At 59.9% G+C, this 14,570-nt stretch carries 15 protein-coding genes and 3 tRNA genes; 4 read left to right on the forward strand and 14 right to left on the reverse strand.

Translation table 11 applies throughout. From position 1 onward, the window contains the following. Positions 1 to 209: 209 nt before the first annotated feature. The 5 genes from C8N42_RS00005 to C8N42_RS00025 are packed head-to-tail and all read right to left on the reverse strand — an operon-like array spanning position 210 to position 4,615. Positions 210 to 728, reverse strand: a complete 519-nt coding sequence (locus C8N42_RS00005) for a hypothetical protein (protein WP_107814502.1) — start codon at positions 726 to 728, stop codon at positions 210 to 212. Position 729: 1 nt separating this feature from the next. Then, a complete protein-coding gene (locus C8N42_RS00010; protein WP_107814503.1) occupies positions 730 to 2,457 on the reverse strand; it encodes a ShlB/FhaC/HecB family hemolysin secretion/activation protein in 1,728 nt (575 codons plus the stop codon). Next, the gene (locus tag C8N42_RS00015) at positions 2,458 to 3,276 is read right to left on the reverse strand and encodes a tetratricopeptide repeat protein (RefSeq protein WP_107814504.1); all 819 of its coding nucleotides are present in this window, start codon (positions 3,274 to 3,276) and stop codon (positions 2,458 to 2,460) included. Then, positions 3,273 to 3,755 (reverse strand): invasion associated locus B family protein, encoded by a 483-nt coding sequence (locus tag C8N42_RS00020; RefSeq protein WP_107815027.1) that lies wholly within the window; start codon positions 3,753 to 3,755, stop codon positions 3,273 to 3,275. Before C8N42_RS00020 ends, C8N42_RS00015 begins: the two co-directional genes overlap by 4 nt. Positions 3,756 to 3,811: 56 nt before the next feature. Continuing rightward, a complete protein-coding gene (locus C8N42_RS00025) occupies positions 3,812 to 4,615 on the reverse strand; it encodes a tetratricopeptide repeat protein (protein WP_107814505.1) in 804 nt (267 codons plus the stop codon). A 508-nt stretch (positions 4,616 to 5,123) separates the two neighbouring features. Here C8N42_RS00025 and C8N42_RS00030 point away from each other — a divergent pair. Continuing rightward, a complete protein-coding gene (locus tag C8N42_RS00030) occupies positions 5,124 to 6,368 on the forward strand; it encodes a multidrug effflux MFS transporter (protein WP_107814506.1) in 1,245 nt (414 codons plus the stop codon). A 77-nt stretch (positions 6,369 to 6,445) separates the two neighbouring features. After that, positions 6,446 to 7,843 (forward strand): helix-turn-helix domain-containing protein, encoded by a 1,398-nt coding sequence (locus C8N42_RS00035; RefSeq protein WP_107814507.1) that lies wholly within the window; start codon positions 6,446 to 6,448, stop codon positions 7,841 to 7,843. 18 nt (positions 7,844 to 7,861) lie between these two features. Here C8N42_RS00035 and C8N42_RS00040 read toward each other — a convergent pair whose 3' ends face one another. The 7 genes from C8N42_RS00040 to C8N42_RS00070 form a co-directional block, all read right to left on the reverse strand. Continuing rightward, the gene (locus C8N42_RS00040) at positions 7,862 to 8,719 is read right to left on the reverse strand and encodes a DMT family transporter (RefSeq protein WP_107814508.1); all 858 of its coding nucleotides are present in this window, start codon (positions 8,717 to 8,719) and stop codon (positions 7,862 to 7,864) included. Between the two features lie 96 nt (positions 8,720 to 8,815). Beyond that, positions 8,816 to 8,892, reverse strand: a tRNA-Asp gene (locus C8N42_RS00045). Positions 8,893 to 8,937: 45 nt separating this feature from the next. Next, positions 8,938 to 9,014, reverse strand: a tRNA-Asp gene (locus tag C8N42_RS00050). A 181-nt stretch (positions 9,015 to 9,195) separates the two neighbouring features. After that, on the reverse strand, positions 9,196 to 9,516 hold the full coding sequence (locus tag C8N42_RS00055; protein ID WP_146168225.1) for a hypothetical protein: 321 nt from the start codon (positions 9,514 to 9,516) through the stop codon (positions 9,196 to 9,198). Between the two features lie 61 nt (positions 9,517 to 9,577). After that, positions 9,578 to 9,653 (reverse strand) — tRNA-Val (locus C8N42_RS00060). A 76-nt stretch (positions 9,654 to 9,729) separates the two neighbouring features. Further along, positions 9,730 to 10,305, reverse strand: a complete 576-nt coding sequence (locus C8N42_RS00065) for a thermonuclease family protein (RefSeq protein WP_245889943.1) — start codon at positions 10,303 to 10,305, stop codon at positions 9,730 to 9,732. A gap of 303 nt (positions 10,306 to 10,608) precedes the next feature. Next, a complete protein-coding gene (locus C8N42_RS00070; RefSeq protein ID WP_107814511.1) occupies positions 10,609 to 10,851 on the reverse strand; it encodes an HP1242/YdcH family protein in 243 nt (80 codons plus the stop codon). A gap of 187 nt (positions 10,852 to 11,038) precedes the next feature. On the opposite strand from C8N42_RS00070, the gene C8N42_RS00075 reads away from it, so the two are divergent. Further along, complete coding sequence (locus tag C8N42_RS00075) at positions 11,039 to 11,923, forward strand: DMT family transporter (RefSeq protein WP_107814512.1); 885 nt, start codon at positions 11,039 to 11,041, stop codon at positions 11,921 to 11,923. Positions 11,924 to 11,985: 62 nt separating this feature from the next. Here C8N42_RS00075 and C8N42_RS00080 read toward each other — a convergent pair whose 3' ends face one another. Both C8N42_RS00080 and C8N42_RS00085 read right to left on the reverse strand, forming a co-directional pair. Beyond that, positions 11,986 to 12,861 (reverse strand): glycosyltransferase family 2 protein, encoded by an 876-nt coding sequence (locus tag C8N42_RS00080; RefSeq protein WP_107814513.1) that lies wholly within the window; start codon positions 12,859 to 12,861, stop codon positions 11,986 to 11,988. A gap of 126 nt (positions 12,862 to 12,987) precedes the next feature. Beyond that, a complete protein-coding gene (locus tag C8N42_RS00085; protein ID WP_107814514.1) occupies positions 12,988 to 13,593 on the reverse strand; it encodes a LysE/ArgO family amino acid transporter in 606 nt (201 codons plus the stop codon). Between the two features lie 75 nt (positions 13,594 to 13,668). Between C8N42_RS00085 and C8N42_RS00090 the strand changes: the two genes are divergently transcribed. Continuing rightward, on the forward strand, positions 13,669 to 14,550 hold the full coding sequence (locus C8N42_RS00090) for a LysR family transcriptional regulator ArgP (RefSeq protein WP_107814515.1): 882 nt from the start codon (positions 13,669 to 13,671) through the stop codon (positions 14,548 to 14,550). Positions 14,551 to 14,570: the final 20 nt, after the last annotated feature.

The raw sequence follows: 14,570 nt of genomic DNA on the forward strand, positions 1-14,570 counted from the left end.
TGTTTGAACTCGCGGCTGAACATCCTTCTTGTCATGTAGATTCTCCAGTTTCATTAACACCTTATCTCGGTGTCCACGAAACCGGCAGCAGCTCAGCGGGCTGAACCGTCAGGACCGCAATCAGGGACCAGGAGATGATCTTCTCTAAACACTTACCCATTTTAAAACCCACACATCCCCAACTCATCAAACACATTAAAATCCCGGTTTTACTCCACGCCCTGCACGGTAACGCTCATAATCCCGGGATATTTCCATGACGTGGAACCAGCGATTGCACCGCTCACAACCGCGGTGAGTATCGCTCCGCCGACCCCTGCATTCGTCGCCGTCTGCACCTGCTTGTCGGTCGCATCGAACGACGCAATCCCGGTGCTTCCAGCCGCCTTGCAAACGACACGCGCAGATGTCGGACGCCCCCGGCTGGCAAATTCCTTGCGTTGCCGGAACTTCGGCACGATGATCTCGGCCGGTGTTGTGAAGCTTGCACGGATTTCATCCGACTCCAAAACACACGCAGCCCCGGAAAACTCCTTTCGCTCCTTTTCCACGCCTGTGAAGCTTCGCACGGTCACTGCGCTCTCACCCGCGACCCTGTCCACGGAAAATCCCGGCTTGTAGTCTGCTTTGATCGGGGCCTGTGTCACTTCAATCGGTTGCACACATGCTCCAAGCAAGGTGACACTTGCCAGAATGCCTCCAAGAGACGCGCGTTGCTTCCACTTCATCTTAAAACTCCACCTTGAAACCAACATAACCGACCGTCTTGTCCGCCTCGAACGCAGGCTGTGCGTTCGGCGGGTTCTCTTCCGGTCGACTGAGTGCATGCGCCACTTGTAAGGTAAGCGTAGCCCTGTTCTGTATTTTGATATCCGCGCCAAGGCTCACCCCCACCAGATAATCCTGCGACCAGTTGCGCAGGGTGGAAGGCTCCACATAGCCGAGATCGAGCCCTGCATTCAGGCGTACTTCGACATCCGCTCCCTTATGGGCATCCCATTCGACCGTGTTGCGCAGGTATATGCCGCTGTCGCCATACATGCTGTCGTCATGGAAACCGCGCACCGAAGACCAGCTGCCGATGGAGAACTGTTCCGTGCCCGGCAGAATGTCGTCCGAGCGTTGCGCCACCAGCGTGCCCCTGTATAGCGCCCCTGCATCGTCCAGCGGATGCTCATAGGTCAGGCGCGCTTTCAAAAGACGGAATTCGGGATCGACAATGCTCTTGTCCAGCACATAGGCGTCGAAAGCATCCAGTCCGAATTTCGTACCGACATCCCAGGTGAGCTTTGCGCCCTGATCAAAATTCTTCTCGCCACGCAGGCCAAGAGAACCGATCGTCAGGCGGCGGCGCTGGGTTTCGATCTCCTGATCGTCGATGAAGGTGCGTGTGCGGGTCAGTTTCAGATCGCCATAGGCATAAACCCTGGCGCTCTGGTTGCGCATGAGCAATCGTTCCGCCGAGAAGGTTGTATAGTGCGAACGTCCTTCCACCGGATAGGACTGATTGAGCCCGGGCAGGATGAAGTAATAGCCGCTAGCCCCCGCGTTGACCCCGAAGGTCCACTTGCCGACCGGCACACCCCAGCTCACCGAATAGGCGTCGGAATAGTTGTCGGCGCGATTGTCGAAAGGTGTGCCCGTCACCCCGAAGCTCAACTGATCGTTCAGCCCCAGCACATTGTCAAAACCCAGGTTCGCCGTGGCCTTCACCACACCTGTCGTCTCGAACCCGGTGTTGTTGACGCTGAGATCGAAATGCCAGGGGCGCGTGTCCTCCACATGGACCTGCACAAAAGACCCTCCCGGCGCCTCGCCGGGGATCAGTTGAAAGCGACCGCTGGCGGATTTCGGCGCATTGATGTTGTCCAGCCCCTGTTCCAGATCGCGCAGGTTCAGCAGATCGCCCCGCTCTCCCGGAAAGGCTGCCGCAATCCGTGCGTCAGCCTGAGCACCATCCCCGTAAACATAGCCCTCAAGCCGTCCCGGAACGATGGTGATCTCCAGCGATCCGTCCATCACATCCTGTTCCGGCACGTAAGCCCGCGTGGTGATATAGCCCAGAGACTGATAATGCCGGTTGATCCGGTTGAGCGAGGCCGCGATATCCGCCGCCGTGGCGCAAGTGCCGATCAGATCGCGATACCCTTCCGGTTCACGTCCAAACGCCTCAAAACCGCTCAGAACGATGTCGCGGATTTCGAAGCAGGGACCGCCGGGAACCGGGGCCAGCGGATCGAACCCCATGTCGAGCGCGCCCTGTGTCGTCCCTGAGCGGCGCTGCTCCGCACGTCTGGCTGTCTCAGCCTCAGCCTGAGCCGATTGCTGTTGCTGAATCCCGCTTTCCGCTGCGCGCAAATCGGCAGGCGGAATACCTTGTGCATGAGCCGGCCCGATACACTGAATACATGCAAGACCAAAGGCCGTGCCCATGGAATATATGCGCGAACCGGCCATTTACTCCGCACCCTCATCGCTCAGGGCAACAAAAGCACGCGCCTTTTGCTGCGCCGCTTCCACATCCTCCTGCGTCATCGCCGCGGTCAGTTCCTGCAACGCCTCCGGCGCGTTCGGGTGCGAGCGTGCCGAGGCCAGATTGAGATACATATGCGCCTCGACCTGATGAGGCGCATCGGTGCCTTCTTCAAGGATCAGACGCGCCATTTCAAAAAGGCCGACCGCATTGCCGAAGGCTGCGGAGCGCTCGAAATATGCCCGTGCCCGCGCCGTATCCTCCGGGCTTTTCGCCCCCATCCGGTACAATGCGCCAAGGGTGTTCAGGGCAAGGATATGATCCTTTTCAGCCGCCTGCCGATAATAGGCGATCGCCTGCCCCGCATCCTTCTCGACCCCCTCGCCCTCGAAATAGAGCTTACCGAGGTTGAAGAGCGCATTGCGATCCCCCTGTTCCGCCGCCAATCCAAACAGACGTGCGGCTTGCTCATAATCCTGCGCCACACCCGCCTCGCCCCGATAATGCATCAGGGCCACACGGTTCAGCGCTTCGACATTGCCGCCTTCCGCCGATTGCCGGTAAAACTGCATGGCTGCAACCGGATCGGCTTCTACACCAAGTCCAAGCTCCAGCATCCGCGCGAGGTAATAGCCCGATGCGGCATCGCCAGCGCGAAATCCCGCGCTGAAAGACTGCATCGCGGCTTCATACTGCCCCGCGTCAAAGGCCGTCTTGCCGTCCTCAAGCGGTGCGGCCAGAGCACCGTGAGAAAAGCTGAGGCTCAGAATAAGGGCTAAGGAAAAAGAAAACGAACGCATCATCCGGAAACCTGTTCTTGGTAATGGTGGTAAGCTGCGGAAAAGCCGCGCAGAGAAACGGGGAATTCGACGGCTTGGGTTTTGGCGGTCCAGACACGCACCTTCGCGTCCAGCCCTTGCCGGAAAGCGTCCAGAACCGCGCCCGACAATTCGAACCCCGCATGACAGCTGGTCCGATCGCAAACCTCATAGAGCACTTTGAACGGGCGCCGCTGATCCACATGGATTTCAATGCCGGGAGCCAGATAAACCCCCAAGGGAACAGTCACCACAGCATAGCTTGCGCCCGCCTCCCGTCCCGGTGAGACACTCAGCAGAAACACCGCCGGACCGTCTTCCCCGGCCGCGGCGCTTTGCAGCATCTGGCAAGTGGAAGTCTCTCCCGGTGACTGGCACAGAACGCGCCAATCTGTGAAGTTTTGTTCATAGGGGCCATCGACAGCGATTTGCGCCGTTGCAACCTGACCCCAAAACACAAACATGGCACACCAATGCCAAAGGAAACCCAACCGCACCATGGTTTAACTGCTCAGTGGGCTTACAGGTTGATCGGGACGGCTTTCCAGTCCCGTGCGAACGCCTGAGCATTTTCCAAAGAGGCGGCATCAAGCTGAACCGCGATTTCATCGCGCAACACACGCGCCTCTCCCAGACCACGCACGGCCGCGAGATTGGCAAACCCGTGTGCCTTCACCAGATCGCGCTCTACGCCCGCCCCGGTCGCATAGGCCTTGGCCAGTTCATGCAATCCCATCGGATTGCCCGCAGCCGCCGTGATCGAGAATTGCGCAAACGCAGCGGTCGCGTCCTGTTCCAGCCCGTTGCCGGTTTGATACGCCTGACCGAGATAATTGATCGCCGCCACATGATCGGCTTCAGCCGCTTGCTGCCAATATTCAACGGCACGAAAGGTGTCTTGCCCCACCCCCTTGCCTTCGGAATACAGCAGACCGCAGTTGAACTGCCCGTTGGCGTCGCCCTGATCCGCAGAGGCACAGATCAGCTCCGCCGCTCGTTTGTAGTCCTGAAGCACGAACTCCCCGTTCAGATGCATCAGCCCCAAGCGGTTTTGTGCAAGCGCGCTGCCTTTGGACACCGCCGCCGCATAAAGCTCCGCCGCGCGACGCATGTCCTGATCCGTACCGAGACCCATCTCGAAAAGGCGACCGATGTAAAATGCGCCATCCGCATCGCCCGCTTCAAACGCCGCCTGAAATTCCTGGACTGCCCCTTGGACGTCGCCCGCTTCAAGCGTTTCAATACCTGTCGCAATATCCGCCATCACAGGCGCCACAAATCCCACACAGAAACCAAGCCCCAGAACACTCGACAACACGCGCATAACATAACCTTATTAACTCATCGCATCTTGCCGTAGTCCAAACAAACACTCCCTTTTAAGGGGAAAAACGTGAATGAAACAGCAGATGTCGCGAAATGATGCGGCTCCGGCATTCCTGAGAATTTTGTTGCATTTCCAAACCACATGAATAAGTGGCGAAACATCGCGCAAACCGAGATCCCCACAGTTCCCGAACCCGAGACCGGTGTGGTTTCCGTCAAAACCTCACGCCCAAGCATAGACGTTTTACGGCTCTGTATCGCCATCCTTAAAAGACCGTTCATGCGAGCGGCCTTTTTCTTGTCATGCTGGATTTTCTGCGGGTGATTATATGTCCCTAAATTAAGTAGCGTCACCGCCGCTCACACGCACTATACAAACAAATTCAATAGATTAAATTTTCCCTCTGAGCGGCAATTGCCTCCTCTGGCAAGGCTGTGCGAAAACGGCAGCGGGCTGCGGGAGATTCCTCGTAGACAGATCGAGACGTCTTTTCCATGGTGGCGCAATGTCGCAAAACCCCAGCTCTCCCTCTAACGGCAAGCCGCCGGTCCGTTTTCTTGACCGACGCACCCCGCCGCACATCCTGACCCTCGTCCTGATGGCCGGGGTTTCCGCCATGACGATGAATGTCTTCCTGCCCGCCCTGCCGGAAATGACCAGCTATTTCGACACGGAATACAGCGTCATGCAGCTCTCCATCGCGATCTTCCTCGCGGTGAATGCGGCGCTGCAACTGGTGATCGGCCCCCTGTCGGACCGGTTCGGACGCCGACCCGTGCTGATCGGCGGTATTCTGATCTTTCTCGCCGCGACACTGGGCGCGATTTTTGCCCCCTCTGCGGAATTCTTCCTTCTGATGCGCGCGGCTCAGGCCGGGATCGTCAGCGCCATGGTGCTTTCACGCGCCATCGTGCGCGACATGGTCCCCGGTGAAGAGGCGGCCCAGATGATCGCCTATGTCACCATGGGCATGTCGCTTGTCCCCATGGTCGCGCCCACAGTCGGCGGGTTCCTCACCCATCTCTATGGCTGGCAAAGCGCCTTCTGGCTGCTGTTCAGCGTTGGTGCCCTGCTTTTGACCATCGTTACATTCGATGCGGGCGAGACCGCGCCGAAGACCGGCGGTTCGATGAAGGATATGCTGCGCGGCTTTCCGGAATTGCTGAGCTCGCAACGCTTTCTCGGCTACGCGCTTTCCGCCGCCACCGCTTCGGGGGCCTATTTCGCCTTTCTCGGCGGCGCCCCCTTCCTCGGCTCGACCGTGTTCAACCTGACAGAGGACAAGCTCGGCCTCTACATGGCCGCCCCGGCGATCGGGTATTTCTTCGGCAACTTTATGGCCGGAAAATTCTCCGCCCGGCTGGGCATGAACACGATGATCCTGATTGGCGCAGGGATTTGTACCACGGGTGTCTGCATTTCGCTGCTGATCTTCCTAGCGGACCACGCGACCCCGCTGAATTTCTTCGCAATGATCTCGCTTGTGGGGCTGGGCAACGGGCTGCAATTGCCCAATTCCATTGCGGGCTCTCTCTCCGTGCGCCCGCATCTGGCAGGCACGGCGGCGGGGCTTGGCGGGTTCATGTATATCGGCGGCGGCGCGGTGCTCTCGGCTTTCGCGGGCGTCGCCCTGACCGAAGAGAGCGGCGGCACACCGCTTCTGGTCATCATGCTCTGCGCGTCGCTCTCCTCCATTGCCGCAGCCCTCTGGGTGGTGTTGCGCGAACGCAAACTGATCCGCGAGGGCTGAGCGCGCTTTCCCCTCTTGCCAGAACGGGTTTGCACTGGCAAACCTCGTTTTGCAAAAGCGAGAAGAGAGGGAAAAGCATGGCCCAGCAGAAACTCTATGCCGGCGCGAAACTGCGCGAGACGCGCACCCGCCTCGGGCTGACGCAGCGCGCTTTTGCCGAAAAGCTGGGCGTTTCCCTGCCCTATCTCAACCAGATGGAGAACAACAACCGCCCGGTGTCGACCGGCGTCGTTCTGGCTCTGGCGCAGGAGTTTGGCTTTGACGTCACCGAACTGTCTTCGGGCGATGCCGAACGCATGGTCACCGACATGCGCGAAGCGCTGGCCGATCCGGTATTCTCCGACGGCGCGCCACCGCTGGCCGATCTGCGGCTCGCCGCCTCCAACGCCCCCGCCCTCGCCCGCGCCTTCCTTGAGTTGCACCGCGCTTATCGCCAGACCACGGAGCGGCTTGCCTCGATGGACGAGGCACTCGGGCGCGAAGACATTCCGACACGCCCCTCGCCTTGGGAAGAGGTGCGCGATTTCTTCCATTACTGCGACAACTATATCGACGCGGTGGATCGGGCAGCCGAGAATATTGCCCGCGGTCAGGGTCGCGGGCGCGATGTGATGAAAACCGCACTCGACATGCTGGAGGGGCATGGCATCACCGTGCGCAGCGGCGAGCGGGAATTGCGCCACTTCGACCCGGAACTGCGCGAGCTGACGATTTCGTCGCGCGCTTCGAGCGCCACGCGGCGGTTCCAGATCCTGCACCAGCTTGCTCTCGTCACGCAGGGCAAGCTGCTCGACGCCACGCTCGATCTGGCCCGGTTCCACTCGGATGAGGCCCGCGAGATCGCCCGCATCGGGCTTGCCAATTATTTCGCGGGCGCGGCCCTTTTGCCCTATACCGCATTTCTGGATGCTGCGCAGGAGACCCGTCACGATCTGGAGATGCTGGCCGAACGTTTCGGCGCGTCCATCGAACAGGTCGCGCACCGGCTCTCCACCCTGCAACGCCCGGGCGCCAAGGGTATCCCGTTCTATTTCGTCCGCGTCGATCAGGCCGGCACGATCACCAAACGCCACTCCGCCACCCGGCTGCAATTCGCGCGCTACGGCGGCGCCTGCCCGCTCTGGAACGTGCACCAGGCCTTCGAGCGCCCTGGCCATTTCCTGCGACAACTGGCGGAGACGCCGGACGGGGTGCGTTACCTGTCGATTGCCCGTGACGTTTCGAAGCCCGGCGGCGCGTTTCATGCGCCGGTGCGACGTTACGCGATCTCTCTGGGCTGCGAGGTCACGCACGCCTCTGAACTGGTTTATGCCGACGATCTCGATGTCACCAAACCCGCGGCCTTTCAGCCGATCGGCATCTCCTGCCGGATCTGCGAGCGGCGCGACTGTCACCAGCGCTCGGTGCCGCCCTTGGAACGTCGCCTGACCATCGACCCGAACAACCGGGGCACACTGCCCTATCGGATTGATTAAAGCGTTTCGCGAAACGCTTCAAAGACGGCGCTTGCCCGTAAGATAAATCCCGCCAAGGATCAGCACGCTGGCGAAAAGAAAGCGCAAACCAAGCCCCTCCCCCAGAAACACCAGCCCGCCAAGGGCGGTGATCAGCGGCACGGAAAGCTGGGCACTGGCGGCCAGAGGCGCGCTCAGATGCGGCAGAACCCGATACCAGAGCATGTAGCCAAGTGCAGAGGTCACGCCGCCCGACAGCACAGCCATGAGCCAGCCGAATGCGCTCAGATGCGGCGGCACGATGAGAAACACCACCAGAACGAACGGCACCGTGCCAATGAAATTGCGCGTGGTCCGCCCGGCCTGTGCGCCCGCCCCCTGCCCCAAAAGACTGTAGATGCCCCAGGCCATACCCGAGAGCGCCATCATCACGGCCGCTGGCAAAGGCGGGGCCTCCAGACCCGGCAGCAAAAGCCAGATCAATCCTGAGAGCGCCATGGCAACACCGATGAGACCGAAAGCACCGATCCGGACACCACGCACAGAGGCCACGAACAGCATGGTCACCTGCACCACGGCGAACAGGATCAACGCGCCGCTGGCCGCCGACATGGCCCGGTAGGACAGCGAAAATGCCACGGCATAGCAGAAAAGCGCCAAAATTGCAGGGAGATCACGGGTTTGGGGCACGAAGCTCTCGCCTCGGATCATGCCGAGCCCCAGCAAGACAAGCGCACCGGAGACAAGCCGCACTCCGGCAAAGGCCAGCGCCCCGGTCGCAGGATCGGTGAGCGCCGCCCTGGTCAGCAATGAATTCCCGGCAAAGGCGATCAGCGTCAGAGCCAAAAGGCCAGATATGCGCAGCCATTCTGCGCCCCGGATATGGTTTTGCGCCATGGCACACCGCCCGTGTAATGCGTAAATCCATAGTGGCGGCCCGTACGGGAAGCACAAGGGACCAAGAGTCGGATGCCGGAAACGTTATGAGAAAAGTGGCGCGGTTGACGGGGCTCGAACCCGCGACCCCCGGCGTGACAGGCCGGTACTCTAACCAACTGAGCTACAACCGCGCAGTGCTTTTTCAAAAGCGGTGCCCCGAAGGGCTATGACAGCGATGGCGCGGTTGACGGGGCTCGAACCCGCGACCCCCGGCGTGACAGGCCGGTACTCTAACCAACTGAGCTACAACCGCTCGCTGCCGATCCGGGACTTGCGCCCCGAAGCGTGAGGGGCGTTCTATGGGGACCGCAGAGCCTCGTCAAGCATGGAATCGCGAAAAAGTGTCGGGGCAGGAGAAAAAACTGTGAACGCGCAATTGCACTCGTTGCGCTCGCTCAGGATGGGCGGGACATTCCCCTTACCGAACCGTGCATTCACCTTTTGCGCCGTCTTTCCTGAAGTCTCTTTTCGAACCCACCCCGAGTCGTTGGCATGGTCCAGATTCCCCAAGCAACGATGAATGGCATCAGGCAGGCACTGACATGTGCCAGATAAGGGATATACCGACGATCCTCGCGCCACCAAACTGGTTCGTAAAGCGTCAAGTAGAGATAGAAAATTTCAAGCGCAACACAGAGCAGGAGCGCTTTCACGACGCCTCCCCTGCTGACACGATTCCTGATCCGTATTCCTTCAACGATCCTGCGCATTCGTTTCTCTTCGATGTCGGGTCCCACGGTAATCTGCACGGTCATGAAATACGCGTAGAACGTCTGAGGCAAGTCAGAGCGTCATGGGCGTACATTTCAGAGAAAATGGTGGGTCGTGAGAGGCTCGAACTCCCGACATCTTCGGTGTAAACGAAGCGCTCTACCAACTGAGCTAACGACCCGGTGCGCTGTCGTCTAAGGGAAAACGCGCCGCCATGCAAGAGGGAGGGCATGTGGTTCTGCGGGGGTATTGCCGGATTATCCCTGTGCTTTGCGCCAGCCCGCCGCACGGGCTTCCGTCTCGGAACAGAACCAGCGTTCGCCCTGAGCCTCGTTGATCCGCGTCTCACCGTACCAGCGCCCTCCGGGCAGATGGTAGAGCTTGCCGGAGCCGGAAATATTGCCCTTGATCGCACAGCTATCGGGCGGGGTTTGTGCCGGTTGCGCGTCACGTTTCTCCGCGCGGTATTTTGCGGGCATCTCACTGCCCGCACGCCAAAGCCCCTGCCCTTCGGTACGGGCAACCGCCTCCAACGCAACATAATCGCGCGCGTATTTCGCATAGGCATAGGCAGCCCCGGCGGCGACCATCGCGGCGTTGATATCCTCCGCCTCCGAAGCACAGACGGCGACCGTGCGGCCATAGCGGTCGGTATCGCGGGCGACACAGCGCACTGTCCCGCTGGCAAGGTTCTCAAGCACCGCCTTCGACCACTGCCCACAGGACCAGCTGCGCCCGCGCATGTCGAAGCAGCTCTGCGACAGTTCCGGCGCGTCGATGCCGTAGAGCCGGATGCGAACATCCCCGATGGAGAACGTATCTCCGTCGATCACACGCAAATCACCGTCCCCGGGCGAGGACAGAGTGACAGGTGCTTGCGCAGATTTTTCTGCACCTTTAAAATCCAATCGGAGCGAGTTCGCGGCAGACACCAAGACCCTATCCTGATCGCTCACAGCCTCGGCCGTTTCGACAGGAAACAGGGTCACCCCAAGACCCATCACGGCCCAAAGAGCCGCAACATATGGTATTATACCCAACCTCACGCACGATTTGTGCGCGATTTGTTCTCCAAATACAAGAGGGCGCGCCTCTTTGCGAGTAACGCGCCCTCCGGTTTAAAAGCGAGGATGAAATCACGCCGGAGCGGTCAGCATCCGGTAAATCTCATCCTTGAGATGCATCCGTTTCTTGCGCAGTTCGGCGAGCGCCAGATCCTCCATCGGATGCACATCGGTTTCAGCGAGATGGACCTCATCGTTCAACGCCTCATATTCCGCGGCAAGGGCCGCAAAGCGCGGATCGGAGGCTTTGAGTTCAGAGATTTTCCCGGCAAGTTCCGGGAAATCGGCGGCGAGTTGGTGTGGCGTATTGGACATGCGTTTCTCCTTATGGCCCGGTCTCATATTCCAGTCTGGACGCAGAGGAGCGCCACCTGCTTTGACCCGGATCAAGAAAACCCCTGCTTTTCACCCCGACACCCGCTCGCTGAGGTGCAAATATGCAGCCGGGCGCTTGCGCTTTGAGTGAGTTGCCATCTTTGGGACGAACGACCACTCTCGCCACATGCGCACCCCCGGTTCCTTCTCCAAACCCACCGCATCCGTGACGGGCATCCTCTGGATGCTGTTCATGACGCTTTGTTTCGTCATGGTGAACGTCTTGGTGAAATATGTCGGCGACGGGCTGCCCGTGCTGGAAAGTGCCTTTCTGCGCTTCCTTCTCGGGCTTATTTTTCTCATTCCGACCCTTGGCGCGGTGCGAAAAGCGCGGTTCACGCCACAGATCTGGAAGCTCACCTTCGGGCGGGCGCTGTTTCATGCGCTGGCGATGTCCTGCTGGTTTTTCGCCATGACCCGCATTCCCATGGGGGAGGTGACCGCACTGAACTTCATGAATCCGATCTATATCACCATCGGGGCGGTGTTCCTGTTCGGGGAGCGCATCGCCCTGCCCCGGATCATGGCGCTGATCGTCGCATTTCTCGGCGGGCTCATCATCTTGCGTCCGGGCTTTCGCGCCATCGACCCCGGGCACCTGTCCATGGTGGTCTCTGCCATGGCCTTCGCGGGGTCTTACCTGATTGCCAGTCGGCTGGCAAAGCTACTGCCCGCCGCCGTGGTCGTGTTTCTCATGTCGGTGACCGTGCCCATCGTGATCGCGCCTTTCGCACTGCTGCACTGGGAGACGCCGACGCCGCATGAGTTGGCGCTGCTGTTTCTCACCGCCGCCTTCGCAACGCTCGGGCATTATTCCATGACCCGCGCCTTTGCCTGTGCGCCACAGACCGTGGTGCAGCCCGTGGTCTTCGTACAGCTGATCTGGTCGGTGAGCTTCGGCTATCTGCTCTTTGGCGAGGCAATTGATCCCTTCGTGATTCTGGGCGGGGCGATGATCATCGCCGCGATTTCCTTCATCACCTGGCGGGAGGCGCGCAAGAAGACTACGTGAGGAGAGCGCCCCAGGCAAAGCCTCTTCCGACACCTCTGTGAAAACGGCAAACTGTCCGGGTGTTATTCCCGTTTCGCACTCTCGCCGGATCGGATACGAAAATACTCGCGCAATTCTTCACGCCGTAGACGATAGTCCATCCGCCAAATTAAAAACCTCTGACGCCCGGAAATTCCGGGTTCCGCAAGAATGCGCTTCAGGGAAGAAAGCGCAGGAAAGAAATATTTCGGAGAAGGAATCCAGAGACGCTTCCTGTCCCGTCCCTTCATGCGGAAACGCCCACCGGCAACCCGAAAGTGCTTTTTTCTTAAAGTCGCGAAATCATTCCGCGCCGGATGTTCAACGCAGACGTTTTCTCCATAGAGAATACGATCTCCAAGGGCCGTGGCACGCTTGTTCCATTCCTTGTCACCGCTGGAAAAAAGCTCTTCGTTAAAGGGGCCGACCCGCTCGAAAAAAGGCCGCTTCACGATCAGGTTCGCCGTGGCCGCATAGCCATTTGGCACATAACGCTCCTGACGCAGATTGAAAATCCGGTCATACAGCTCCGGAACGCTCCATTCCGGGCCGACTGAGGTCATTTCCACATGGCCGCCGATCCGGTTGGCGTCCGGAGCGCGCGCGAACAGGTTTTCCGCCTGTTCCAGCCAGTCAGACTTCGGCCGACAATCGGAATCCGTAAAGCACAACAAAGCGCCCTGCGCCTGCGCCACCGCCGCATTGCGTGCCGCATAGGAGCCGGGTTTGGGCTGATGAACGACCTTGGCATTCGATGGAAGTTTGAAATCCGCAGGCAGATCCGCTGCGGGATTGTTGTTCCCGATCACGATCTCAAAAGCCTCTGCGCCCACTGTTTGCCGGGACAAAGCCTCAAGACATCCGGCCAGTGCGGACCAGTCCTGATACGTCGGCAGGATCACCGAAAAGCGTGGCGGCATTGAAACGACTTTCGTTTGGCGAGGAGGGGCGACCCGATCCACTTGGATACCGTAAAAACAGATCGCACTGCAAATGCCAAACTTCCATCGGCAATATGCCGATACTGTGCGGATTTGCGCCTGTTCTTAGCTGCCCCGGATCACTCCGAACGCGATTGTCCACATCACCAGCGCAATCGCCGCATCGAGCACACGCCAGGCCGTTTCGCGCGCAAAAACCGGGGCAAGCAGACGCGCCCCAAAGCCCAGAGAGAAAAAGAACAGGAAGGACGCAAGGATCGCCCCCATGGCAAACCCCGCCCGCGCTGCGGGAAATCGTGCGGAAATCGCGCCCAGGAGCACCACCGTGTCGAGATAGACATGCGGATTGAGCCAAGTGAGCGCAAGGGCCGTAAGCACCGCCGCTTTCAGGCTTTGCACGCTTTGCCTTGCCGCATCGAGATGCCCGCCGCCTCTATACGCGGCAAGGGCGGCCTTGCCCCCGTAGAAGATCAGGAAGGACGCCCCGCCCCAGCGTAAAATCGGCAAAAGGGGTGGAAAGGCTGCCGAAACCTGCGCGAAAGCAAAGACCCCAAGCGAGATGAGTATCGCATCAGAAAGCGCGCAGACCAAAACCACTGGCAGGACATGAGCACGTCTCACCCCCTGCCGTAACACAAAGGCATTCTGCGCCCCGATGGCGATAATGAGGCTGAGCCCCGTTAGAAACCCGGTAAGAACGGCGTGAAGCATGAGACATCCTTTCCCGGCGTGGATAACTGTCACAGAAAAATTAGACAAATTAATCTTTCTACGATTAAATTAGATATGCTTAATTCTTCCGATTACCCTTCGCTCGCCGCTCTCGCCGCCGTTCTCCGCCACGGCTCTTTCGAAGCTGCGGCGCAAGCGCTTTCCGTCACGCCCTCCGCGGTCTCGCAGCGCATCAAAGCGCTGGAGGAACGCATGGGCACGCCACTGGTGCTGCGCGGCACGCCCGCGCGGGGCACCGACACGGGGCGGCGACTGGCGCGTCACATGGAGGAAGTCGGACTTCTGGAGGCGCAACTTGCCCACGATCTCGGGCAGAGCGGCGGCCCTGCCACACCGGTGCCGCTTGCGGTCAATGCCGACAGCCTCGCCACATGGTTCACCGCCGCCATGGCCGGAGCCGGAGAGATGCTCTTTCAACTGACGCTCGACGATCAGGATCACAGCGCCGACTGGCTCAAACGTGGCGAGGTGATGGCTGCCGTCTCTGCCCGCGACAGACCAGTGCCGGGCTGTGATCTTCATCCGCTTGGCGCGCTGCGCTATTACGCGGTGGCGACGCCGGAGTTTGCCGCACGGCATTTCCCCGAGGGGATCACCCCCGAGGCCCTCATCAAAGCCCCCTCCCTTTTGTTCAACGAAAAGGACCGGCTTCAGGACAACTGGGTGATGGCGCAGACCGGTCGCAAACTCCCGCTCCCCACCCATCGCATTCCTTCGACGCATGGCTTCGTCGATGCGGCCCTTGCCGGGTTGGGTTGGGGGCTAAATCCGGAGGTACTTTTGACCCCACATCTGGAGGCTGGCCGGCTCATCACACTCGCGCCCGAGCCGGTCGACATCGCGCTCTACTGGCATATCTCCCGACTTTCCGCGCCCGTGCTCGCGCCGCTGACCGCCTCGGTCAAACGAGCGGCCCGGGCCGCGCTCATCCCATAAAAAACCCCGCAAAACGCGGG

This window comes from Celeribacter persicus, assembly GCF_003050785.1.
Classification (GTDB): domain Bacteria; phylum Pseudomonadota; class Alphaproteobacteria; order Rhodobacterales; family Rhodobacteraceae; genus Celeribacter; species Celeribacter persicus.